Here is a 23,886-nt window from a genome sequence, read left to right on the forward strand (position 1 = left end):
TTTTCTTATTACATGAGTCGTATTAGGAAGTTTTAAATAAAAGTAGGCAAATTATATAGTAACAAGTTTATATAATGAAGATTTTGATGGCTAATTTATATTAAGCTTATATACCGATACAAAGCGAAATATTCTTTCTTTTTATTAAAATTAACAAAAGATTATGTAGATGGAAACGTTATCGAACCATAATGGGCTTTCTTCTTATTCCAATTTTTAGCGAAGTTTTCAAAAAAGACATATGGTTATTATTTGTTATATTAACGCTAAAAAAATCATCTTTTTATCTGCGTTTCTGAAAAGTGCAATATGCTATGAAAATTTAGATTTTAATTTCTTCACTACCCTGTGTAACCTTATATGTGTAATGAGGATGCGTAATTTCAATACTTTTAATTAGCGATCAAATTCATTGTTTTCGATCGTGGAAATATTCACTATTTGCGGTAAACATCCTTTTTTATTTTATAAAAGCGAAGCAGGTAAGTAATAAAATTTTAGGATCTATAGAAAAGAACGTAGCATGTCATCTTAGCTTTCGAACCAAAACCTTATTTTTCAATGACGCTCCTTAAGAAAAATGGTTCAAGGAAAAGAAGAAGGGGGATGAGTACATCAAATAGTTAGCTATCTCACTACATGTATAAACAGTCATGAGCATTCATTGAAATCATAGCAATGAGTAAAAGTTTAACGCAATGAATGGAAGATTTATCTCAAAAACTGGTCAAACTGATTAAATTGGAGAGTTGTTCAATGTTAAAGCACTCAAAGTTAGTTCAAATTAAAGCAAAACTTAGTAGCTATTATGAAAAAAGTAATATGCAAGGTCAAACGGTCATCTACATTTCGTGGTCAACTGGTCAAAGTAGGGCAGAAGTAAAGTCTTTCTGCTCGAAGGATTTTGATAGAACATGGATTAAGGTTCAAAGATTTTTTGAAAGAAATAATTTGAGTATGGTCAAGTATCTCAAATTTGATGTTGTCATCTACTCAAAGAAAATTCCTTATCAAAAATTTGACGAAATGCTAAAAGAAACACCAAGAAACAACTATTTTCGATATGGGATCGCTTTTGATGAGGAATTACGTATTTCTTTGCTGGAAGAAGAAATTAATGGGAATATGATTTTCCAACCGGATAGAGAGCATAAAATTGGGAAAAATAAACCAAATTTATCTTTCAATCATGTAAATCTGAGCAAATATCTTTTCCGGAAATATAAGAAACCTATTATTTTACCCGATCCCCTCAAGGCTATCACCATTTTTAGAACGAGAGGAATAATGGTGAATGAAGGCTCGGAACTCTATGAGCTTCAGTATCGTGGACCGGGGATCAATGTGAGACAGCATTTGAAGAAAAATATTGTATCTGATTTAGAAAGAGTGATTAAAGATGGGCGCAAATATTTAAGCGACCAAATACTTGATTCAGGAAAATTCATATATGGCTATTTTCCTCAGTTTAATAAAACGCTAATCAACTACAATACGGTAAGACATTTTTCCACTTTGTATGCGTGGTTAGAAGCAGTCGAAGACTTAGAAACCTATGAAGAAGATCTTCCGAAAATTAAGAGTGGGCTTGACTGGGGGATTCAAAACCTAACGACTGATATTGAAGGGCACTTGCTTTTCAAAGATATTATCGATCGAAGAATCGACGCCTTTGAATACAAACTTGGAAGCAATGCGATGGTGCTGTTAGCATTTTCAAAGTATCAAGAAATAACTGGTGATTTACAGTATGAAGAAATTCTTATCAATACGGTGAAAATGATCAAAGAATATTTTATTCAAGATGGAGATACAATTCACGTTCTAAACGAAAAGTTAGAAGTAAAAGAGGCTTTCCGGACAGTTTATTACGATGGCGAAGTACTATTCGGTCTCGCTAGAGCGTATAAGCAAATTCCAGATGATACCACTTTATCATTAGCGGAATCAATTTTGAAAAAATTAGTAGAAAAAAAATATTATAAATACCATGACCATTGGATAAGCTATGCCGTTAATGAGCTATCAGCTTTATTACCTAAAGAGGAATATTATGAGTTTGGTATTCGAAATGCTACAGAAAATTTGAATTTTATCAACAAACGAGACACTGCTTATCCTACCATGCTAGAACTTTTAGTTGCGGCTGCTAAATTTGTTGATCACTTAGATACAAGTGAACAATATTCACATTTGTTAGAGAAGTTTCCTAAAGCGAAGGATATAAAACCAACTATGGATAAGCGAGCGTTGCATGAAATGAACGTAGGGGTGTTTTATCCGGAGGTTGCTATGTATATGGCAAAACCAAATATCATTGCTGGTGGTTTTTTTGCAAGACACGATAATTTTAGAATGAGAATAGATGATGCAGAGCACTTTTTAAGTGGACTAATCAATTATAAGAATTATCTCAAAAGCAATTGAGGTTCACTTAATTGCTAAGTTTATATTTATTTTGAATGTGAACTTAGCAATTAATAGAAATCTTATTAATTACTAAAAGGGAGGAAAAAATGAAAAATCAATTTGATCACGTTCAGTCATTGAATAGGAAAAATATTAAGAAAAAAAATGCTAAAAATAAGCTAATTTACAATGCTATGATTGCTGGTGTAATTACAAGCGGCTTGTTTGTAGCTGAAACAAAAGTAAATGCCGAGTCTGTAAACGTTACAGATAGCACAGGAGGCTATGAAGAAGTTGCACCTCGAATAGGGATTAACTTTGGCTTCACAGATAAGTTCAATAAATTATCTGCAGATGAGGACGGGATTCACATAGCAACAGCAGGTGAATCTAATACATGGCTAAACATTGGTTTGATTTCTCAATTTAAGCAAACGATCTATTTAGATCCTGATTTAGCAGATCAATTCTTCTTAACCCCAAATTATACAGACTATATTTCAGGAACGATTTCTCGACCGTCAACTTTCTTAGGTTGGGGTGATGTAACTGAAGACATTAAAGATGTATGGGATGCGAGAACCGGCATTATCTCAGGTTATGAAACGATGGGGTATGATCCTGATACCCATTCCATCACCTATTATACCCCTAACTATTTAATTCAGTTGAGTAGTGTAGATATTGCTATTGATCTAAAGATTGATTTGGCAAGATGGAAAGAAGATAATCCTCGAGACAACATGGTGATTAGGAAGGATAATTACTCTGTTAGAAGTGTAACAACTAGTGCAGACTGGATTGTTATTGGAGGTAGTGGAACAATATCCGGGGAACTTTCTTCTGAGGGGATTTATAACACTTGGATAGAGAACCCGGTAGAGACGACTACATTATTAACTTCTGACGATCAAAATTTCTATGGAAATGGGAAGCAAGATCTCGTTAATGAACATGATACCGATTATTTTGTTGAACTATTAGTCAATGGTGTACCAAGAGATACAATTGGTATGGATGAAGACGGCAATTGGGAATACGATTTTGGTAGTTTTCTGCGAGAGGGTGATATCGTTACCGCAAGGGTAAAAGGAGTTCATCAATACGTATTGCGCAATGGAAAAAGGTATACAAAATATTCTGGTATTACTTACCATAGCACAGGTACAGATATTGTAGACTATGAAGATTGGGTAGTAAGTAATCCAATAGTTCATCAAGCGTACACTGGTGAGTATTTAGTTACTGGGTTAAACTTGCCACAAAATCGTCAAGCGGGAAGAACGTATGATTTAGTATTGACTATTGAAGGGCAGGAAGTCCTAAGAAGAGAAAATATCTCAAATGATTTTGAATTCTCTTCAATGTGGATCGTGGATGGATCACCAGCGCCGTTGCCTGAAGGTGCAGTTGTTGAAGCATATGTCATTGGAAAACAAGATGGGCATGAAGATAAAGTAAGCTCAACAACTACGATGATTGTTGAAAATATCGATGACTATGATCAATGGGAAGTTCAAGCTGCAAGAGTTGATCCATTAAAAGAAGACGATCAACTGATTAGTGGAAGTGTTCCACTTCAGAGTAGAGCGTACGAGAGAAGCTATAACTTAGAACTACTGGTGAATGGCCGTCTCGTTAATACTGAAGAAGATATTCCAGTAACAAGTAGAAGTTATGTATTCGCATATGATGTAAATGAATTAAATCTAGATCTTTCTTATGGCGATGAAGTAACAGTCAGAGTTGTCGGACAACAACCGGATGTTGCTAATCCGAGTCAGATAAGAACTAAGGCAGTTGAGACAACAGTAAATGTCGATGACACAACTGGCTACAATAACTGGGTAGTCAATCAACCAAAACTAAATGATATCTATGTTGGTGACAATGTAATAACAGGAAGTCATGAACAAGATGATACATTTGGTAGAACGTATTCACTTGACGTTTATATCAATGGTGAACTTGTAGAGAAGAATGTACCAATCAATGCTAGCGGTGAATTTGAAATTCCACTAGATGCTGAGCTCAATCTTGGTGATGAAGTAAGTATTGTTGTAAACGGACATCAGGAAAATCGTGATGATAAACAGTCTGATATGGTTGCTGTAATTATACAAGAACCTATTGATACTGACTCAGATGCTGATTCCGATTCAGATTCAGATTCCGATTCAGATGCTGATTCAGACGCCGATGCGGATGCTGATTCCGATTCCGATTCAGATTCCGATTCAGATGCTGATTCAGACGCCGATGCGGATGCTGATTCCGATTCCGATTCCGATTCAGATTCCGATTCAGATGCTGATTCAGACGCCGATGCGGATGCGGATTCAGATTCCGATTCCGATGCGGACGCAGATTCAGATTCAGACGCTGATGCTGATTCCGATTCCGATTCAGATGCTGATTCGGATGCGGATTCAGATTCCGATTCCGATGCGGATGCTGATTCCGATTCAGATTCAGACGCTGATGCGGATGCGGATTCAGATTCAGATGCAGATTCCGATTCAGACGCAGATTCAGATTCAGACGCCGATGCTGATGCGGATTCAGACTCAGATGCAGATGCCGACTCAGATTCAGATTCCGACGCTGATGCCGATGCAGATTCTGATTCAGATTCAGACGCTGATGCCGACTCAGATTCCGATTCAGATTCCGACGCTGATGCAGATTCCGATTCCGATTCAGATTCCGATGCTGATGCGGATTCAGATTCAGATTCCGATTCCGATTCCGATTCAGATGCGGACGCCGATGCTGATTCAGATTCCGATGCTGATGCGGATTCAGATGCGGATGCGGATGCCGATTCCGATGCGGACGCCGATGCGGATGCTGACTCAGATTCCGATTCGGATGCGGATTCAGATTCAGATTCCGATGCCGATGCTGATGCAGATTCAGACGCAGACGCTGATTCAGATTCAGACGCCGATGCTGATTCCGATTCAGATTCCGATGCGGATTCAGACTCAGATGCAGATTCCGATTCAGATTCAGACGCTGATGCTGATGCTGATGCAGATTCAGACGCCGATGCTGATGCTGATGCGGATGCAGATTCAGATTCAGATGCGGATGCCGATGCCGACTCAGATTCAGATTCCGATGCAGATGCGGATGCGGATTCCGATTCCGATTCGGATGCGGATTCAGATTCCGATTCCGATGCGGATGCGGATGCGGATTCCGATTCCGATGCGGATGCAGATGCTGATTCCGATGCGGATGCGGATTCAGATGCTGATTCCGATGCGGATGCGGATGCGGACGCCGATTCCGATGCGGATTCCGATTCAGATGCCGACGCGGATTCCGATTCCGATTCCGACGCGGATTCCGATTCCGATTCCGACGCGGATTCCGATTCCGATTCCGACGCGGATTCCGATTCCGATTCCGACGCTGATTCAGATGCGGATTCCGATTCCGATGCGGATGCGGACGCCGATTCCGATTCCGATTCCGACGCGGATGCAGATTCCGATTCAGATGCGGACGCCGATTCCGATGCGGATGCGGACGCCGATGCAGATGCAGATGCGGATGCGGATTCCGATTCCGATGCGGACGCCGATGCTGATTCCGATGCGGATGCAGATTCAGATTCCGATTCAGATGCGGATGCCGATGCGGATTCCGATTCAGATTCCGATTCCGATGCGGATGCGGACGCCGACTCAGATTCCGATTCAGATGCTGATGCTGATTCAGATTCCGATTCCGACGCTGATGCGGATTCCGATTCCGACGCTGATGCGGATTCCGATTCCGACGCTGATTCTGATTCCGATGCGGATGCGGATGCCGACTCAGATTCCGACTCAGATTCCGATTCCGATTCAGATGCGGATGCCGACTCAGATTCCGACTCAGATTCCGATTCAGATTCAGATGCGGATGCCGACTCAGATTCCGATTCAGATGCGGACGCCGATTCCGACGCCGATGCGGATGCTGATGCTGATGCGGACGCCGACTCAGATTCCGATTCAGATGCTGATGCCGATGCCGATTCCGATGCAGACGCTGATGCTGATTCCGATTCAGACGCTGATTCCGATTCAGACGCTGATGCTGATTCAGACGCCGATGCTGATGCGGATGCCGACTCAGATTCCGACTCAGATTCCGATTCAGATGCGGATGCCGACTCAGATTCCGATTCCGATGCGGACGCCGATTCAGATGCTGATGCCGATTCCGATTCCGATGCCGATTCCGACGCCGATTCCGATGCGGATGCCGACTCAGATTCCGATTCAGATGCTGATGCTGATTCCGATTCCGATGCGGACGCCGATGCTGATTCAGACGCCGATGCTGATGCGGATGCCGACTCAGATTCCGACTCAGATTCAGATTCCGATTCAGATGCGGACGCCGATTCAGATGCGGATGCGGATGCCGATGCCGATGCAGACGCCGATTCAGATGCGGACTCCGATTCCGATTCCGATTCAGATGCTGATGCTGATGCGGATGCCGATGCGGACGCCGATTCCGATTCCGATTCAGATGCCGACGCCGATTCAGATGCGGATGCGGATGCCGATGCCGATGCGGATGCTGATTCCGATTCAGATTCCGACGCTGATTCAGATGCTGATTCAGATTCAGATGCGGATGCGGACGCCGATTCAGATGCGGATGCGGACGCCGATGCGGATTCCGATGCGGATGCAGATTCCGATTCCGATTCAGATGCGGACGCCGATGCGGACGCCGATTCCGATTCCGATTCAGATGCCGACGCCGATTCAGATGCGGATGCGGATTCCGATGCCGATGCGGATGCTGATTCCGATTCAGATTCCGACGCTGATTCAGATGCTGATTCAGATTCAGATGCGGATGCGGACGCCGATGCGGATGCAGATTCAGATTCCGATTCAGATGCCGACGCCGATGCTGATGCTGATTCCGATTCAGATGCTGATGCCGATGCTGATGCCGATGCTGATGCGGACGCCGATTCAGATTCCGATTCAGACGCTGATGCTGATTCCGATTCAGATTCCGATTCAGACGCTGATGCTGATTCAGACGCCGATGCGGATGCGGATGCCGACTCAGATTCCGACTCAGATTCCGATTCAGATGCGGATGCGGATGCGGACGCCGATTCCGATTCAGATGCGGATGCTGATTCAGATTCCGATTCAGATGCCGACGCCGATGCCGATGCGGATGCCGACTCAGATTCCGATTCCGATTCCGATTCAGATTCCGATTCAGATGCTGATGCTGATGCTGATGCTGATGCTGATTCCGATTCCGATTCAGACGCTGATGCTGATTCCGATTCAGATGCGGATGCGGATTCCGATTCAGGCTCTGGCAATAAGAAACCGGGTAGCAAATTACCACAAACAGGTTCTTCCTCGATTGCAGCCTCAGTTGTTGGTGGTTTAGCATCTGTAGGTGCTGGATTTGGATTGTGGAATAGAAAGAAAAAGAAAAAGAAATAAAAATAGAAAGAAATAAAAATTGGATTGTTGATAGAACACACTCTTCGTGTTCTATCAACAATTTTAAGGATTAATAGTTTAGAGGTCAATGTATATGGCTAAAGACACGCTGAAGAAGTATATATCCAATATACTCATAGTATTTTTAATAATTTTAGGGGCAATAGCTATTTTTAGTGTTCCTCTAAAAAATCAAATCATTAATATGAATGTAAAACAGTTTTCCATCGAAAATATGACAAAGGAACAAGTGAAGGAGAATCATGAAAAATTAACAGAATTAGAAAATGAGCCCAGTGAGGAAAACAGTTTTGATTTTGAGTCAATCTCATTGACAAGTTTGTCTTCGATTGTCAGATTACAGCTAGATGAAAATAACGAAACAGTAGCTAAGGATAGGACGATGGGCGCAATTTTGATTCCAAGCGTAGGTATTGACTTACCTATTTTTTTTGGAGTAACAGATTTTACGTTAAGTTTTGGAGCAGGAACTATGAAACAAGACCAAGTTATGGGAGAGGGAAACTATAGTCTTGCAAGTCATAGAAGTGAAAGTAAAAGCTTATTATTTAGGCCTTTAGAGCATGTGGAAATCAATGATTTGATTTACATAACAGACTTGGAAAAAGTCTATATCTACAGTGTTTCTTTTAAAGAAATCGTAAACCCAGAAAGTACGTATTTAATTGAAGATATCCCCAATCGGAAGATGATTACTCTTGTGACATGTGATGATGCCAGAGGAACAAGAAGACTAGTAATTCAAGGAGAATTGATAGAGACAGTGGAATATCATAATGATTTTTTTGAATCTACTTAAAAATTAAATTAATGCTTACTTTTCCAATGGGACAGACGGTGTACCAAAAAACTCAATTAAGATAGGGTGAAAAAATTGTATATCTATTTATCTGTGCTTCTCGTGAGCATAGCCTTATTAATACTCATCTCATGGAGGATTTTTAAAGAGCGACAATTAAAGAAAACAGAATTAGCAATTGGAAATGATTTGCTGCTAAAAAAAAAATTAATAGTTTTTAAGCAAATACAGCAAAGTGTAAATATCTGGATTATTTTAGGTGTGACTGCCACAATGCTCCTTAGCCTAATTACATTAGGAACATTACAAATGAAAGATAAGAAGTATGTAGAAAATGTTTCGGGAGAATTAACGAAACTAGAAAAACAAGTAGATGAATTATCAAAAGCACAAGAAAAATTTTTGGAACTATCAATCTATAGCTATCCGGAAGAAGGTATTGGTCTTTCTGAGATTGATTGGAAAGATCTCCTTGCACAGATAACGCCAGAAGAGCGTTTTGTTTATGAAGAAAAAATAGGCAGGGATCTTACGCCCTATTTTGGTCGTACTGTGTCAATCATCACTAATAATGTACCTTTACAATACTTAATTTTGTCAATCTATATTGAAGTAAATAATCAACAAGATCTACCAAAGATACAGGAAAATATCGAAGTTTATTTAAGCGAAGTTCAAGACATAAGTTTTTTAAATCAGGCAAACATTCAAATTTTTGATAGCGATACAGAAACTATGATTTCTGATGAAGTATTTTTAAGGACAGATTCTGGTGAACTAGAATTGCTTGAAAAGGGCGATGATAGTGTGGAGCAAGAAAATGAAAATAAGACTGAAGTCAAAGAAAAAGTAGAGCAAAAAGGAGAAGTAATAACGAATGGCTAAGAAAGAAAAAAGTTTTTACAAAAAATTATTAGATGAAATTCAAGAAGTAAATGTTGAGTCTATTGATCTATATGACACTGAGTCTGAGTTAGAAAGCGATAAATTAGTCAAAGAGCACTCTCAGGAGAATAACAATAAGAAACAAGAGCGAACTGAACAACTTGAAAAAAAGGTCAATACATTAGTAGCTGAGAAGAACAATTTGCTTCAAGAACTAGAGATGAGTAAGAAAAACCATCAAAGAATAAATAATGATCTTAGCGCAATAAAAGAAATCCAGAAGCAGCAGGAGAATAATTTAAAAAAGATTACCGAAGATCGAAATAATTTAAAGGAACAATTACGACTAGCTCTTGAAGTAAACGAAACGACTGAAAAGGAATTACAAAAATCATTAAAAGAGAGAAACGAACTTTCAACTAAAGTAAAAGAGATTACAAGCCAAAAAGAAAAAATTGAAAATGACTTGGAATCAAAGAACAAAGAGACTAAAGACGGAAGTAATTTGAAGGAACAATTACGATTGGCTATTGAAGTCAAGGAAACGACTGAAAAGGAACTTCAAAAAGCAATAAATGAAAAAAATGAACTTTCAACTAAGTTAGAAGAAATGGTTAGTCAAAAAAATATGGTTGAAAGTGAATTGAATACACAAAACCTAGAGTTAAGAACAAAATTAGAAGAGATTGAAAATCAAAATAAAAATTCAGAAATAAAAGAAGCGTATCAGGAGTTAAAAAATAAATTCGAAACTAGTAAGAAGGATAACCAATATCTTACACACGAACTAAATAAAGCAACTCAAAAAGTAATTGAATTAACACAATCATTAGAGCAATACGGCCCTAATCATTTAAATAGTGAAGAATTAGAAAAAGAAAATACGGAAGATTATCGAATTGAACAACTAAAAAGCCAATTAACCAATGTTATTGCTGATACACAAAAAAGATATGATGAATGGCAGGTCGAGAAAGAGCAGTTAAAGGCAACCATCAACAAAGTTGAAGAAAGCTATGAAGAAAAATTAGAAGAAAAACAACATGAGATTGATACTTTGAAAGATAAGCTTTCTGAGAAAGAAATAGCAGAATTAGTTATTACAAAAAAAGATATTCCAAAAGCAATCCAGGACCTTCAGGAACTAGAGACAGAACTTGAAGAAATTCAAGAAGTTCAAGAATTAAAAAAAGAGTTGAGTAAATTAACAAAAGAAAAAGAGAAGTTGCAAAAAGAGAAAGAAGAGTTCGAAGAGGAAATTGGTGAAGTATTAGCATTCGCAAAACGAAAAGCTAAAAGAACTGTCGAAGAAGCACAGTTAGAAGCCAATAAAATGATTCGATTAGCAGAAGTACGTGTTAGTTCTATTCATGAGAGAGCAAAAGAGATTCTATTCGACGTAGATGAAACAAAAGACGAAGTGACAAATCTTTTTGAAGATTTGCAATTTAAAGTAAAACAGCTAGCACATAATAAATTACAATTTAATGACTTTGAAGAATACAAATAATTTTTGTGAAAGAGCATTCTTGCAACAGTCAACAGAAACAAGATAATCATACCATTTTTATCGGATATCGGTCATTTATGGTCAACTTTTGCAAAATACTAAGAACAAAGAATATTTAATATAGATAAATTTTTGTGTAATAATCTAACATTTTAAAAAAAAGCGTTTATTTGAATAGAAATAGGAAAGCAAGAAACAATGAAAGAGAGAATGAAGCGCGAGGAGGTATTAAGATGAAAAATAAGAAGATAGGTATCACACTAATCAGCCTAGGTGTATTAGCAGCACAAAGTTTTACCACACCAACTTTGTTGGCAAGCAATTTAACTGATCATCTTTCTGATAAATCAGAAGACGCAAGCCAATCCACCTTCTCAAAGGAAAGGAAGCAATCGAATGTTGATTTGCAAGAACCCAACATAGAGTTAGTTTCGAGTATGCGACAAGTGTCTAATGTAACATCGAATATAGCAATGAGTACCAGCTCCAAAACCGAATTGTCTAATGGTTATGTTCCAATAATAGAAGAGTCAAGTGAATCTTCCGATGAAAGTACCGACTTTCCAGAAGAGTCTCATTGGGAAGATGAAGAGTTGGGGGAAGAAAACACTGAAGAACAAGAGTCAGACAAACCTGAAGAATCGCAGCAACCAGATATCCCAATAGAAGAAACGATTCCGTCTGAAGTACCAGAAGCTGAACAAACAGTACCACCTTCTTCTGAGTCACCAGTGCAGCCCGATCCACCAACTTCCTCAACAAATCAAGAGGATCAAAGTTCTGATTCAGGAGCTAATCCATTTCCACCGAGTGCTCCGGTGACTCGACCACCTGCTACAGATCAAGAGATTGATACTATTTTTGAAGGTTTACTCAATAGTGCAGAGAATCAACTTCCAGATGCATTTAGAAGTAGTGAAGTGGCTGAATCAACGTTAGGGAGTTTCACATTACCGTTATTAGCTAGCTTTGACCACTCCTGGCAAGCTGCGTTGGTGTATCAAACCATTCGACAGGTTGGCGCAGATGACTTAGAGAGTAAAGAAGTCGATACTTGGCTGAAAGAACTTTATAACGAAGTACTGGCGACAAATCTAGAAAATCTTGATATGAAAGAATCAACCTATAATTCATTACAGCCTGGTGATATTCTCTATAAGGAAACTGCGGAAGGGAATCAATTATTGGGAATTTGGCTAGGAAACGATTATTATGGGACAATTGGTACACAAGAAATGTCAGAAACATTGGAACAAGAATCTCAAGAAGATGAAGTGAATGAAGACGTTGATTTAAATCAATCAGCGACTTCAGTGGTTTATCTTGAGAAGCTGTCCTATCAACAGGTCGATCAAGAAGAATGGGATGAAGAAAACATTTCATTATTGATTAAACGTGCGCAATCACCAGAGTTAACTGAAGTAGGTAAAGAGTTGGTGAAAAATTATCCAGCACAACTTGATTTCCAATTTAATACTGCTACACATGAATTTATCAAACAAATTAGTGAAAAAGCTCGGAAACTAGGGCAAGAGTATGACGTCTTTGCTTCAGTCTTGATTGCGCAAGCTATTTTAGAAAGTGGCAACGGTAGTAGTCTTTTATCAAAGGCACCCTATTATAACCTTTTCGGTATTAAAGGAAGTTATCGAGAAGGTGCAGTAGTGATGACTACCAAAGAGGATTTAGGAAATGGCGAAATGATTGAAATTCAAGATGCTTTTCGTGTTTATCCAAGTTACGATGAATCGTTAACAGATTATATTGCATTGATTCGCGGAGGCGTTTCCCACGATTCATTTTTTTATAAATCAGTCTGGCGCTCAGAAGCAAAAAACTATTTGCGTGCAACTGATGCTTTAACCGGAACCTATGCAACAGACACTAGCTATAATCAGAAATTGAATTCTTTGATTGCTGTTTACGAGTTGACCCAATACGATGAGGATCAATCACAACAAAGTGGTGTCTTCATTAAAGGATTGGAAGAAGTTCCAAATGAATATCGGGAGTTAATGACTTTCCCAGCTTATAATGGGAAAGATTATAATACTTCTGGTTCTTATCCTGTAGGTCAGTGTACTTGGTATGCATTTAATCGAGTCGCACAATTAGGTGGTCGTGTAGATGATTACATGGGAAATGGGGGAGATTGGGGAACTACTGGTCTTAGATTAGGTTATCAAGTTAGTCGAACCCCAAAAGCCGGGACCTTGATTTCTTTCAGCCACGGGACAGCGGGGTCGGATCCCAGGTATGGTCATGTCGCATTTGTAGAAGCGGTTGGACCGAATGGTATTTTAATTTCCGAAGCAAACGTTTATGGTGGTACAACGATTTCTTACCGAGTGATTGGCAATGATCTAGCTCGTTCCTCGTTGGTTCAATATATCACACCGAAATAAGCAATAATAAAAGAGGCAAGTAAAAGATGAATGAATCTTATTATGGAAAGGTGTAACTAAAAGAGTCAATAAGGAAATGAAGGTAGTAAAGCAGGAAGAGAAAATGCTCGATAGAACCTTAACATCAAAAGTCTTACAAGTATTAAAAGAAGAACGTCAGTTGCTCAAAATGAATGCTTAGTGGTATCGGCAGTGATGTAAAATAAAAGTAAAATGTTTAATAGTAGACTGGCGGTTATCAGTATTCTTTGGGGGATCTTCTCTTTCCAACTCGTTCGGATTCAAGGGGGATTCAATGAATCCGACGTTAATAGCATGTTTAAAATCACTTTTACATCTTAATCGTTTTTTTGTTGATCAAGAGTGACTCCCATAATGAAGGAGATTTTTATTGGCTATTGTCGCTTCTTCATAAATTACATCTGGAAATTTTTTTAAAGAAGAGGTTTCAAGAGTATCATTCATACATTATCTCACCTATTAAACTACTTTATCGAGAGGCATGCATTTTATTAGCTTCAAAAGAATGTTCACTATTTTTTGGAACGCATTAGAAAGAAATAATCACATAGAGAGGACCTTATGAATCATGCTATTCACAATGAAAGAAGAATATAGCAGCTATTATCAAAAAGAATTTGGGAATGCATCAAGAAAAGAAAAAGATTTGAAAGACTATTTAATTGATTTGTTGCGGCGTTTAAACCAACTAACTGATGAAATCTCAAAAGAAAATTTTTGGAGTGTGCTGCCAAGAATTTTGGGAATTGATGCAAAATTAAACCTATTAGTTGAATTGATTAAATTTGAAGAACTACCAAGCGAAGAAATTATCCGTATCATTGAAAATGACTATCAAAGCTATTTTAAAGAACTATGTGGGTATGATTTAAGTATGGAAACGAGATATTCTTTAGTATTTAACGTCGCATAAATGTATTTTGTTTTTTTGCAAAAAATCGAAGTTGTCTGATGGAAATCCTTTATACTGATTCTGAGAAATTTTCTTAAGAATCAGTATAAAGGATATTTTGTTATCTTCTCGATTCACCAGTACCAGCAGCTCTATTCCTTTCCAACAACAGCCGTTTAATCTCCTCATAAATCTCTCCGGTCTCCGGTGTCGCACGCTGACGATTCTGAATGATAAAAAGGTCACGATAGCGGTACTCTGGATTAAGTTCCTGCCAAGGCAACTCTTCTGGTAATGAAAGTTTCGAGATGATCGATTTGCCGATGTTTTGTTTTAGTAGGGACAAAATCACTTCGCTGTTATTGGCTTTGATGATTTGCGGATGCAAGTGCTGTGCGTACAGATAGGTTTCGTTAATGTAGTACATCCCCGAGTCGTTTTCCCGCAAGACCCAAAAATCAGAAGCGAGGTTGCCTGCTAACACCAATTCATCGCGATAAACGAATTCTTTTTGGATCAATGGCGAAACGATTGATTTTTCTATCAGCCCAATATGGGCTTTGTTTGATTCGACGGCATCGATTACTTCTTGAGAATTCATGATTTTGATTTCAAAGGCAAACGTTGGAAATTCTTCAATCAGCTGCGCCATGATGCTGGGCAGTAAGTAGACGGCGGTCGTATTCGAACAAGCGAGCACACACTCTGTTTTAAAATTTTTGGTGTCTTTGGCTTGCGAAAAAATAGTGGACAATGAGCGGAGAGACTCGACCACACGAGGATACAAAAACTCCGCTTGGCTGGTGGGTAAAATCAATTGTTTTCCTTTACGTTCAAAAAGTTTGAAGCCAAGTTCGGCCTCTAAGCGTTGGATTTGCAAGGAAATCGTTGGTTGAGTTTTATAGAGTTGTTTGGCGGCAAGACTAAAGTTTCTCGTTTCATAAACAACAATGAAGGTTTTGAGCAATTCAATCATTTTGGGGACTCCTTTATTATTAATAATATTTATAAATAGTATTTAAAAGTACAATTTTACAAATAGTTATCAGGTGATTATAGTATAAGTGTAGAGAAAAAAGAAAGCAAATTTAGTTGAAATTTTCATATGTTTAGAAAGGATGAGTTGATGAAAACATCGATCCAGCATTTTTTACATTCATTGCCAATCCCGATTTGTGGCTTGATTTTAGGCACTGTGTCTTTGGGGAATTTATTGTATTCAGAAGGAATGGAGACGGTTGGAAATGCGTTTTGCACCCTTGGTATTTTCATCATGGGGCTCTTCCTTCTGAAAGTATGCTTTACATTTAAGCACACGATGTCAGAGTTGCAAAACCCAATCGTTGCTTCTGTGGCGCCGACCTTTACGATGGCGCTGATGGTGATTTCCACTGTTTTTGAACGGGTCATTCCCGATGCAGTGGTGAATGATCTTCTCTGGTGGGGGGCTATCGGCTTACATTTTGCTTTAATGATCTATTTTGTTGTCGTGCATATTTTGCCTGTCGACCTTTCGCTGGAATACATTTATCCGAGCTGGTTTATTACCTTTGTCGGTATTGGCGTCATTCCCAATACTTCTGCTGTCTTTTTTAAAGAGCTGGGGGAAGTGATCGTCTGGATCGCATTGGTATTGTATTTTGCGCTTTTGCCGATTATTTTAAAACGAATCGTCCATCAGAAGCTGACGGAACGTGCGGCAGTTCCTTTGATCACGATTTTAACAGCACCAGGTTCTCTTTGCTTAGCAGGTTACCTTTCCGTATTTGAACAAGGCTCTGCTTGGTTTGTCGCCTTTATGCTGTTATTGTCACAAACGATTTATTTTTGTGTCGTCGCTTATATGAAAAACATGCTGGCAGTCGGCTTTTACCCAAGCTATGCGGCATTTACGTTTCCTCTTGTGATTTCAGCGACTGCTATGTTCAAATCAGGGCTGTTTTTTGCGAATCACCCACTGATATTTGGGTTTCTACAAGCCTTAACGATTATTGAAACAAGCTTTGCCGTGATTGTCGTCTGCTATGTGGTAGGAAAATATGCAATTCATTTGTATCAACAAACCAAAGCGCTGATTGCCGGCCATAGTTATTAAGGAAACACAAGAGTACACAAGAGAACATACATTTTTTGAGAAAATACGTAATATACGCAAAACAATAGCACAAGTATTTGAAAAGAAAAGGAAGGGTTCGCACATGAAAAGTACAAGCAGAAAAGTTGTCGTTGTCGGAACAGGTTTCGTTGGAACGAGCATTGCGTATTCCATGATCAATCAAGGACTGATCAATGAGTTAGTCTTGATCGATGTCAGTCGGGACAAAGCAGAAGGAGAAGCCCTCGATTTGTTAGACGGTATGTCATGGGGGCAAGAAAACATCAAAGTTTGGGCTGGAGAGTACTCGGAATGTAAAGATGCTGACATCGTGGTTATTACCGCAGGGGTCAACCAAAAGCCAGGACAAACACGGCTTGAATTGATTGATGTGAACGCCGAAATTATGGCAAGCGTCACAAAACAAGTGATGGCTTCAGGCTTTGATGGCGTGCTTGTTATCGCTTCAAACCCAGTCGATGTCTTAACTTATCAAGCATGGCGTGTGTCCGGGTTGCCAGCCAATCGGGTCGTTGGTACGGGAACGACCCTCGATACCACAAGACTTCGAAAAGAAGTGGCGGCAAAATTAGCCATCGATCCACGGAATATTCATGGGTACATCATTGGGGAACACGGTGACTCGGAAGTCGCTGTCTGGTCCCATACAACGATCGGTGGGCAACCGATCGTAGAATTGATCAAGCAAAAGGATCGTTTGACCGTTGCCGATCTAGCGGTTCTTTCTGAACGAGTAAAAAATGCTGCCTATGAAATCATCGATCGAAAACAAGCAACTTTTTACGGGATAGGGATGAGTGTCGCAAGAATCGTTCGAGCGATCTTAAATGATGAGCAAGCGATTCTGCCGGTATCTTCCTACCTTAATGGGGAATATGGCATCAACGATTTATTCACAGGGGTTCCTGCAGTCGTGGACCAAAACGGCGTCCGCGAAATTATTGAATTGACGCTTACCCCTGAGGAAAAACGGCAGTTTGATACTTCGTGTCATCAGTTACGAGCAGTAATTTCCACAATTGGACAAAGCAAAGTCAGCTGATCTCTAGAACACCAATAATGAAATCCTCGTGTTCGTTTTTGCCAAAGCATGGTTCGACTATTTACGGTCTGCCATGCTTTTTTTCATCTAGCAAAGAATGTTAAAAGGAAATGGCGTATTTTACGCGAAACGCCCAGTATTCAACTCTCTTTGTTCACACTCCTTTAGGAAAAAACATCCTCAGTGAATGACAGAAAAAGAATGATCGATCAACCTTACAAACTTTCCGAGTGGTAAAAAGTGACAAAGTGTCACCTTATGTGGTATTCTTCAAAAAGTGACACTTTGTCAATATTTGGAAAGTAGGAGGAAAGAACAATGTTTCTGGCTATAAAAGAAATGCGTTATTCAAAATTAAGATATGGGTTGATCGTAGGAATCATGTTTTTGATCGCCTATGTTGTTTTTATATTGTCTGGCTTAGCTACCGGACTTAACTGGGATTTTAAAAAGGCCATCGTCGACTGGGATTCATCCGCGATCGTTTTATCAGAAGATGCGAATGACACATTTGCGGCTTCGCAATTGACGAGAGGGGATTTAGACCGTGTAGAAGGGACACAAAAAGCCCCAATTGGTTTATACAGCAGTGTCATTACGGTCAACGATGAACAAGTCAATGTGACTGTTTTTGGTACACAAGACGATGCGTTCTTGTTACCAGAAGTCTTAGAGGGCAAGCTGTTTTCAAAAGAAAATGAGATCACGATTTCAGAAAACTTAGCAGAAGAAGGTATCAAGGTCGGGGATCAAGTGAAAATCGGACGCTCAGATGAAACCTTCAAAGTCGTTGGTATCACCCCAGAAACGTCTTATACGGTGTCACCAGTGATTTATACTTCCCTCGATACTTGGACGAAAATGAAGTTTGCTAATCAACCATTCGCATCTGATAAGGAGCAGCCCATCAATATCATTGTGACCAAATCAAGTGATCCGAAAGTCGATAACCAAGAAGGAACCCAGCTTAAAGTGTTGGCAACGGAAGACTTTATTGAAAAGCTTCCTGGATTTTCTGCCCAAAACTTGACCTTAAATGCCATGATCTACTTCTTATTTGTTGTTGCAACGGCAATCGTGGGGATTTTCATGTATGTGATCACCCTACAAAAAACAGCGATTTTTGGTGTGATGAAAGCCCAAGGGATTCGGACCAGCTTTATTGCCAAATCAATTATTGCGCAAGCATTTATGGTCGGTGTGATCGGGGTAGCCCTAGCCTTTGCGGCGGCATACGGCACCAGCTTGTTTTTACCAGATGCCATGCCATTTTTCTTTGAATTAAAGCAATGGCTGCTTTATAGCGGCATCTTGATTCTCGTGGCAGTTCTAGGCGGCTTATTCTCCATTCGGACGGTCACAAAAGTCGATCCAATCACGGCAATAGGAGGGTAACAAAGATGAAAGACATTTTAGTAATGAAGGATATTATAAAAAAATTTGGCAAGCAGCATACCGAAGTAACGGCATTAAAAGGACTGAATTTTCATGTTCAAGAAGGGGAGTTTGTCAGTATCATCGGTCCTTCTGGTTCAGGAAAAAGTACCTTTTTGACCATCGCTGGCGGCTTACAAAATCCAACAACCGGAGAGATCATCATCAACCAGGTGAACTTTTCCCAATTAAATGAAAAGCAACGAGGGAAGTTGCGTTTTAAAGAGATTGGGTTTATCTTGCAAAGCTCGAATTTGATCCCTTTTCTAACAGTAAAGGAACAATTTTATTTGGTCGACAAAGTTTCAGGAAAAGCCAAGGAAAAGGAACGGATTGATGAATTGCTTGCTTCATTAGATATTCTCGATCTTCAAGACAAGTTTCCCCGCGATTTATCTGGTGGGGAACGTCAACGAGTAGCAATCGGCCGGGCGTTGTTTAATGACCCAAGCTTGATTTTGGCGGATGAACCAACTGCCAGCTTAGACACGGATCATGCGTATGAAGTCGTGAAGTTATTGGTGAAAGAAGCGCATGAGAAAAAGAAAGCGACAGTCATGGTCACCCACGACGAGCGAATGATCCAATGGAGTGATCGCATTTTCCGAATGGAAGATGGCAATCTGATCGAACAAAACGCCCCATCAAGAGAAACTGCACAAGTCTGAGTGGAAAAGTAGAGGGATTTGTTTATAATAGAGGGAGTAGATTGCGAATGATGGAGGAGAATCCCTTGCCAAGTACAACATTTTTTCATTTAAAACAAGAGAAAAAAGAAAAAATCGATGCCGTGCTTTTAGAAGAATTTTTTAGCAAGCATATCAGTCAAGTCAAGGTCTCTGCCATCGTCGAAAAATCGCAAATTTCTAGAGGGGCGTTTTACAAGTACTTTCAAAACTTAGAAGATGCCTATGACTATGCGATCACCAACTATTCCAACCAAATCCATTCTGCGATTTTTACGTTTATCAATCGCAACAAAAATGATTTTTTCAAAGGGATCGAAGAATACTTGGCTTGGTGCAGTCAATGGTCACCTGAAGATGATCATTGGAAAATGATCCACTTATGTACCCAAAGCAATGCCTGGACGAAGCGCGATGCGATCCCTGACGATTCGCCCATGATTCGCCAATGGTTGGAGCTGTTGGAAGAAAATCGCTTCACGATCCATGATACGCAAGAAGCCGTCAGTTTCCTTTACTTTATTATGGCGGTCGTGATGGATAGTCTGACAGATTTTATTTCGAATGAATGGACCGCAAAAGAGCTGATCAAAGATTTCCGCTATAAGGTGCAGTGGATCAAGTATGGAATCAAAAAGGACAACAAAGAGTACAACAAAGAGGAATGAATGCTTCGGCAAGAGGATGGAGCAAATACCTCGCACGGCGGAGAAGTTCATTTACAAAGAAAGAGGTGCCAGACAATTGAAATAGTTGTCGGACACCTCTTTTTTGAGCAAATGGTTATTTTTTATTTACACGTTTCGCAATGATTGGCAAGATCAAGCCAATCAAAAGAAAGGCGATCGGCGTAATGATATTTAAGGCCAATTGGAAGAACCAAGCTTGCGGATCTGCCGCATAATCAAGCTTAGGAACCATCCCTAAAATGCAGGCAAAGGCCGTGAACAAGAAGCACCATAAGCCAATCCCAAAGCCAACTTTGGTGTTTTTCACGAATTTATAATCGGAAGTAAAGCGATTGGCGTGTTTGTTGACTAGCATAAAGGCTAAGAAGACCCATAAGTAACGCAGTGGCATGACAACTGAATTCAAGTTCAGCAACCAACGGTACAGTTCGGTCATATTGCCGATTCCTAGTGCTGGAATGATGATCAAAATGCTGACTAGGATACCAGTCATAATATATCCATTTACTGGTGTTCCTTTTTTGTTTAGTTTTGCTAAGCCATTTGGTACAAATTCTGAATCAGCATCAGACAGTAATATTTTCAATGGGGCATCAATTGAAAAGGCCAAAGCAGAGATTTGCGCCAACGCATTGGCGATGGAATAAAGAATGACAAAGAAGTTGCCGATTCCGTAGAAGTTTCCAAGTCGTTGAAAGGCTTCATAAGCGCCGTTGACCATCAAATCTTCTGGAATATGGTTGGCATCAAAAAGCATCCCCATAGCAATCGAGCCGAGCAAGGCACATAACGCCACCATACCAGCTAAAAAGATCATGCCTTTTGGAAATTCTTTTGCAGGATTTTTTGTGTTATTTACGTAAGGCGAGATTTTTTCACAGCCGCCTACCGCAAATACCAGCATCGAGATCGTGGTTAAATAGGTAAAGTCAAATTTAGGGATATAGGTTGAAACAGATGACATGTTTGGTGTAGCAATTTCAGCACCAGTCATTGCTGGAGCGGTGACTGCTAAAAGAATAAAAAGAATCGACATCACGAACATGGCTGTTCCCGCGATGTTCCCAATCATTTTTAAGGTCGTCAATCCTTTAGAGGCAATCCATAAAAAGAATAGAAAAATAGCTAAACAAATCAACGAGACTTCCATGGAACCCATCGTCGATACAAATGTACCATTTCCTTTAAATAACCAACTCAAGGACACTAAGATTCCTTGAGGTTTTTGTGCCAAATAGGGCACGTGCACGACCCAATAAGTCCAAGCAGCAAAAAAAGCCAACCGCTTTGTTGAGGTTTCTTTGATCCATGAGGAGACCCCACCACTTGACTCTTTGAAGGTCGATCCTAACTGACCAACACTTAATGCATAGGGTACAAAATAAAGAGCCATAATTAATAGCCACGAAACAACAACAGTCAATCCTTGTTGAGCGTAATTGTTTACAACATTTCCCAGTCCCCAAACAGAGACGAACGCCATCAGCGCAATATTATACCAGCGTAATTGTTTCTCATTCATCGCTTTCTCCTTCTTAAAATGATTTTTCTGACTGGTTAAAATAGAGCGTTTTTTGAAATTTAGTGAGAAAAAAATTTCTTTCCATAAGCGCTTGATCACTATCAAGTTTCTTATGCACTTTTTCACAAATGTCAAAGGTCAAATTGAATAAAAAAATTTCAGCTGCTCTTTTTTATCCAGTCATTGATTTTCCATAGTTAGGATAAACCTCTGAATTCTTTTGGTCAAGAAAAATTAAATTGTTATTTTAAAAAAATAATAAATTTCTGATGATAGAAAAAGCAAACATCATCATTCATTAATAATCTGAAAGAAATGCTACTACATTCGGTCAAGGGCGTGGATGAAATAGAGAACGTTTCATTTAAATGAATGGACGCATAAAGATGAAAGAAACCCTTTCGAAAGGCTTTTAGCTGGTACTTTTTGGATAGATTTTTAAGCAAAGGAAACAGAAGAGTAGCCATAGTTTTTTTGTTTTTCTAACAATAACTTTACGCTAACATTCTTTCAAAGAAACACGAAAACAAAGTTAGCTGGATTCTTCATTCCATCGAAATCACTGGTTTTTTTTCTTCAATTTATAGGAGTTGGGTGTTATTCGCTCAAATACTGGCCATAAAAGCAAATAAAAGACGAAGTTTCCACTGGCATGAAAGAAATCGAACAGTAGTCCTTGAAGGTAATAGGCAAGAAACGAAGGAAACTGATAAAGCCAAACCTCCATCAACGAAACGATCAAGCCATAAAGAAGTCCGCAAAGAAAGGCAAAGAAAGCTTGCAGGATACGATTTTTCTTGATGATCGGGATTTTTCCAAGCTGTTGAAAAAGAACGATGGTGCCGGTAAGTGCAGCCAATTGACTGATCGTCCAGGGACCCATGCCTAAATAGATATTTGTTCCGAGCAAACTTAGCAAGGCAATCATCAACGCATCGGTTAAGCAGTAAGAAAAAGCCACTAAAAATAAAAGGGCACTCATAGGCTGAACGTTAGGGATAAAGACAAAAACCAACCGTCCAACGATACACGCTGCGGTGAGCAGTGCTAAATGAGAAATTCTTTGAACGGAGAATACCTTGGATTGGGGAGGAAGCATGAAAATCGCCGACTTTCTAATTGATAATCATTCTCATTATACATGGAAAATAATATAATTCAAGATTGAAATACACATTATATAGTACGATAATGAAAACGGAGCACAATATGTTGTGTTTTTAGAAGGAGAGGGAAAGAAATGGACTACAAAAAACAAACGATTGAGAAATTGAACGAGGATATCAAGTTGTTCCAAGAAGTTTCGGCGATCACACCGGATATGACCAAAACATTTGAGGGAATCGCTCGTTTGATTATGTTGGATCGTTACTCATTCAAGGATCAAACCCATCAAACGTTGGGTAAGGATGATTTGGTGATTTTGACAACGAAAGCTGATCCTAAATATCCTGCACGAGGAATCGGTATTGTGAAAGCAATCGATGGGGAACTAGTCTCTATCGAAGTGAATGAAAGAAAACTTTGCGATCAAAGAAAAAGATGGCTTTATCACCTCGATCAACGGCATCAGCCAAGATCAAAAAGCCAATCTATTTTGGGTCTATACCGTCAATGACGAAATGACCGATAAAGGGGCACAAGAGTTGATTTTAAAGAACAATGACACTATCACATTTGATTTGAAAGCATTCTGATTTGTTTGATTCTAAGGATCTTTATTGGTGCAAAAGAACTTGCACATAAAGATCTTTATCTATACAGATAGACTCTTGCGTTGATTTTGGAGGTAGTTTTGCATTCAAGTTCTATTCAAGAGTCTATTCTTGTTTTTCTATCATAGTTTGGAGTGGTGGCTTATTTTATTTTAAAATTGGAATAATAGGAATAAAGATACCATTACATACATAAGTTTTAGCCATGATGTTTCTTTCGTATTTTGGCTTGCGTTCCTATTTTTTGTAGAAAA

16 protein-coding genes and 1 pseudogene are annotated in these 23,886 nt (G+C 39.3%); 14 read left to right on the forward strand and 3 right to left on the reverse strand.

The window, feature by feature from the left end; translation table 11 throughout:
* Positions 1 to 756: 756 nt before the first annotated feature.
* The 7 genes from IGJ74_RS03785 to IGJ74_RS03815 all read left to right on the forward strand — a co-directional run bounded on the left by IGJ74_RS03785 (position 757) and on the right by IGJ74_RS03815 (position 14,449).
* Positions 757 to 2,427: a poly alpha-glucosyltransferase gene (locus tag IGJ74_RS03785; protein WP_225869261.1), complete on the forward strand. Its 1,671-nt coding sequence runs from the start codon at positions 757 to 759 to the stop codon at positions 2,425 to 2,427.
* A gap of 89 nt (positions 2,428 to 2,516) precedes the next feature.
* A complete protein-coding gene (locus IGJ74_RS03790; protein WP_430608686.1) occupies positions 2,517 to 7,895 on the forward strand; it encodes an LPXTG cell wall anchor domain-containing protein in 5,379 nt (1,792 codons plus the stop codon).
* 94 nt (positions 7,896 to 7,989) lie between these two features.
* Positions 7,990 to 8,715, forward strand: coding sequence for a class A sortase (locus IGJ74_RS03795; protein WP_228100822.1), 726 nt, complete (start codon positions 7,990 to 7,992; stop codon positions 8,713 to 8,715).
* A gap of 66 nt (positions 8,716 to 8,781) precedes the next feature.
* A complete protein-coding gene (locus tag IGJ74_RS03800) occupies positions 8,782 to 9,600 on the forward strand; it encodes a hypothetical protein (protein ID WP_016613756.1) in 819 nt (272 codons plus the stop codon).
* Complete coding sequence (locus IGJ74_RS03805) at positions 9,593 to 11,110, forward strand: hypothetical protein (RefSeq protein ID WP_008377200.1); 1,518 nt, start codon at positions 9,593 to 9,595, stop codon at positions 11,108 to 11,110. Before IGJ74_RS03800 ends, IGJ74_RS03805 begins: the two co-directional genes overlap by 8 nt.
* Before the next feature lie 170 nt (positions 11,111 to 11,280).
* A complete protein-coding gene (locus IGJ74_RS03810) occupies positions 11,281 to 13,515 on the forward strand; it encodes a glucosaminidase domain-containing protein (RefSeq protein ID WP_218193500.1) in 2,235 nt (744 codons plus the stop codon).
* Between the two features lie 589 nt (positions 13,516 to 14,104).
* Positions 14,105 to 14,449, forward strand: a complete 345-nt coding sequence (locus tag IGJ74_RS03815) for a DUF7006 family protein (RefSeq protein WP_008377205.1) — start codon at positions 14,105 to 14,107, stop codon at positions 14,447 to 14,449.
* A 100-nt stretch (positions 14,450 to 14,549) separates the two neighbouring features.
* On the opposite strand, the gene IGJ74_RS03820 is transcribed toward IGJ74_RS03815, so the two are convergent.
* On the reverse strand, positions 14,550 to 15,404 hold the full coding sequence (locus tag IGJ74_RS03820) for a LysR family transcriptional regulator (RefSeq protein ID WP_087665147.1): 855 nt from the start codon (positions 15,402 to 15,404) through the stop codon (positions 14,550 to 14,552).
* A 150-nt stretch (positions 15,405 to 15,554) separates the two neighbouring features.
* On the opposite strand from IGJ74_RS03820, the gene IGJ74_RS03825 reads away from it, so the two are divergent.
* From IGJ74_RS03825 to IGJ74_RS03845, 5 genes are all read left to right on the forward strand, one after another.
* Positions 15,555 to 16,523 carry a TDT family transporter gene (locus IGJ74_RS03825; RefSeq protein WP_087665148.1) on the forward strand — a complete coding sequence of 323 codons (969 nt, stop codon included), beginning with the start codon at positions 15,555 to 15,557 and terminating at the stop codon, positions 16,521 to 16,523.
* 103 nt (positions 16,524 to 16,626) lie between these two features.
* On the forward strand, positions 16,627 to 17,586 hold the full coding sequence (locus IGJ74_RS03830; protein ID WP_087665149.1) for an L-lactate dehydrogenase: 960 nt from the start codon (positions 16,627 to 16,629) through the stop codon (positions 17,584 to 17,586).
* A 318-nt stretch (positions 17,587 to 17,904) separates the two neighbouring features.
* Positions 17,905 to 18,981, forward strand: a complete 1,077-nt coding sequence (locus IGJ74_RS03835; protein WP_005237408.1) for an ABC transporter permease — start codon at positions 17,905 to 17,907, stop codon at positions 18,979 to 18,981.
* A gap of 5 nt (positions 18,982 to 18,986) precedes the next feature.
* Entirely contained in the window at positions 18,987 to 19,688 is a 702-nt protein-coding gene (locus IGJ74_RS03840; protein ID WP_086333056.1) for an ABC transporter ATP-binding protein, read from the forward strand.
* A 47-nt stretch (positions 19,689 to 19,735) separates the two neighbouring features.
* Positions 19,736 to 20,374 (forward strand): TetR family transcriptional regulator, encoded by a 639-nt coding sequence (locus IGJ74_RS03845; RefSeq protein WP_087665150.1) that lies wholly within the window; start codon positions 19,736 to 19,738, stop codon positions 20,372 to 20,374.
* Between the two features lie 115 nt (positions 20,375 to 20,489).
* Here IGJ74_RS03845 and IGJ74_RS03850 read toward each other — a convergent pair whose 3' ends face one another.
* The gene (locus IGJ74_RS03850) at positions 20,490 to 21,917 is read right to left on the reverse strand and encodes an APC family permease (protein WP_005225272.1); all 1,428 of its coding nucleotides are present in this window, start codon (positions 21,915 to 21,917) and stop codon (positions 20,490 to 20,492) included.
* Between the two features lie 559 nt (positions 21,918 to 22,476).
* The gene (locus IGJ74_RS03855) at positions 22,477 to 23,016 is read right to left on the reverse strand and encodes a hypothetical protein (protein ID WP_086299165.1); all 540 of its coding nucleotides are present in this window, start codon (positions 23,014 to 23,016) and stop codon (positions 22,477 to 22,479) included.
* 141 nt (positions 23,017 to 23,157) lie between these two features.
* On the opposite strand from IGJ74_RS03855, the pseudogene IGJ74_RS03860 reads away from it, so the two are divergent.
* A pseudogene (locus IGJ74_RS03860) lies at positions 23,158 to 23,433 on the forward strand (vitamin B12-dependent ribonucleotide reductase); the annotation flags it as partial.
* Positions 23,434 to 23,485: 52 nt separating this feature from the next.
* Entirely contained in the window at positions 23,486 to 23,614 is a 129-nt protein-coding gene (locus tag IGJ74_RS03865; protein ID WP_254910642.1) for a DUF4430 domain-containing protein, read from the forward strand.
* Positions 23,615 to 23,886 lie beyond the last annotated feature (272 nt).

This window comes from Enterococcus sp. AZ009 (genome assembly GCF_050548785.1).
In the GTDB taxonomy this organism is placed as follows: domain Bacteria; phylum Bacillota; class Bacilli; order Lactobacillales; family Enterococcaceae; genus Enterococcus_D; species Enterococcus_D entomosocium.

Excerpts from the sequence above, each read along its gene's own strand:
- IGJ74_RS03785 (WP_225869261.1), top strand. The coding sequence starts at position 757 with ATGTTAAAGCACTCAAAGTTAGTTCAAATTAAAGCAAAACTTAGTAGC.
- IGJ74_RS03790 (WP_430608686.1), top strand. The coding sequence starts at position 2,517 with ATGAAAAATCAATTTGATCACGTTCAGTCATTGAATAGGAAAAATATT.
- IGJ74_RS03795 (WP_228100822.1), top strand. The coding sequence starts at position 7,990 with ATGGCTAAAGACACGCTGAAGAAGTATATATCCAATATACTCATAGTA.
- IGJ74_RS03805 (WP_008377200.1), top strand. The coding sequence starts at position 9,593 with ATGGCTAAGAAAGAAAAAAGTTTTTACAAAAAATTATTAGATGAAATT.
- IGJ74_RS03815 (WP_008377205.1), top strand. The coding sequence starts at position 14,105 with ATGCTATTCACAATGAAAGAAGAATATAGCAGCTATTATCAAAAAGAA.
- IGJ74_RS03820 (WP_087665147.1), bottom strand. The coding sequence starts at position 15,404 with ATGATTGAATTGCTCAAAACCTTCATTGTTGTTTATGAAACGAGAAAC.
- IGJ74_RS03825 (WP_087665148.1), top strand. The coding sequence starts at position 15,555 with ATGAAAACATCGATCCAGCATTTTTTACATTCATTGCCAATCCCGATT.
- IGJ74_RS03830 (WP_087665149.1), top strand. The coding sequence starts at position 16,627 with ATGAAAAGTACAAGCAGAAAAGTTGTCGTTGTCGGAACAGGTTTCGTT.
- IGJ74_RS03835 (WP_005237408.1), top strand. The coding sequence starts at position 17,905 with ATGTTTCTGGCTATAAAAGAAATGCGTTATTCAAAATTAAGATATGGG.
- IGJ74_RS03840 (WP_086333056.1), top strand. The coding sequence starts at position 18,987 with ATGAAAGACATTTTAGTAATGAAGGATATTATAAAAAAATTTGGCAAG.
- IGJ74_RS03845 (WP_087665150.1), top strand. The coding sequence starts at position 19,736 with ATGATGGAGGAGAATCCCTTGCCAAGTACAACATTTTTTCATTTAAAA.
- IGJ74_RS03850 (WP_005225272.1), bottom strand. The coding sequence starts at position 21,917 with ATGAATGAGAAACAATTACGCTGGTATAATATTGCGCTGATGGCGTTC.
- IGJ74_RS03855 (WP_086299165.1), bottom strand. The coding sequence starts at position 23,016 with ATGCTTCCTCCCCAATCCAAGGTATTCTCCGTTCAAAGAATTTCTCAT.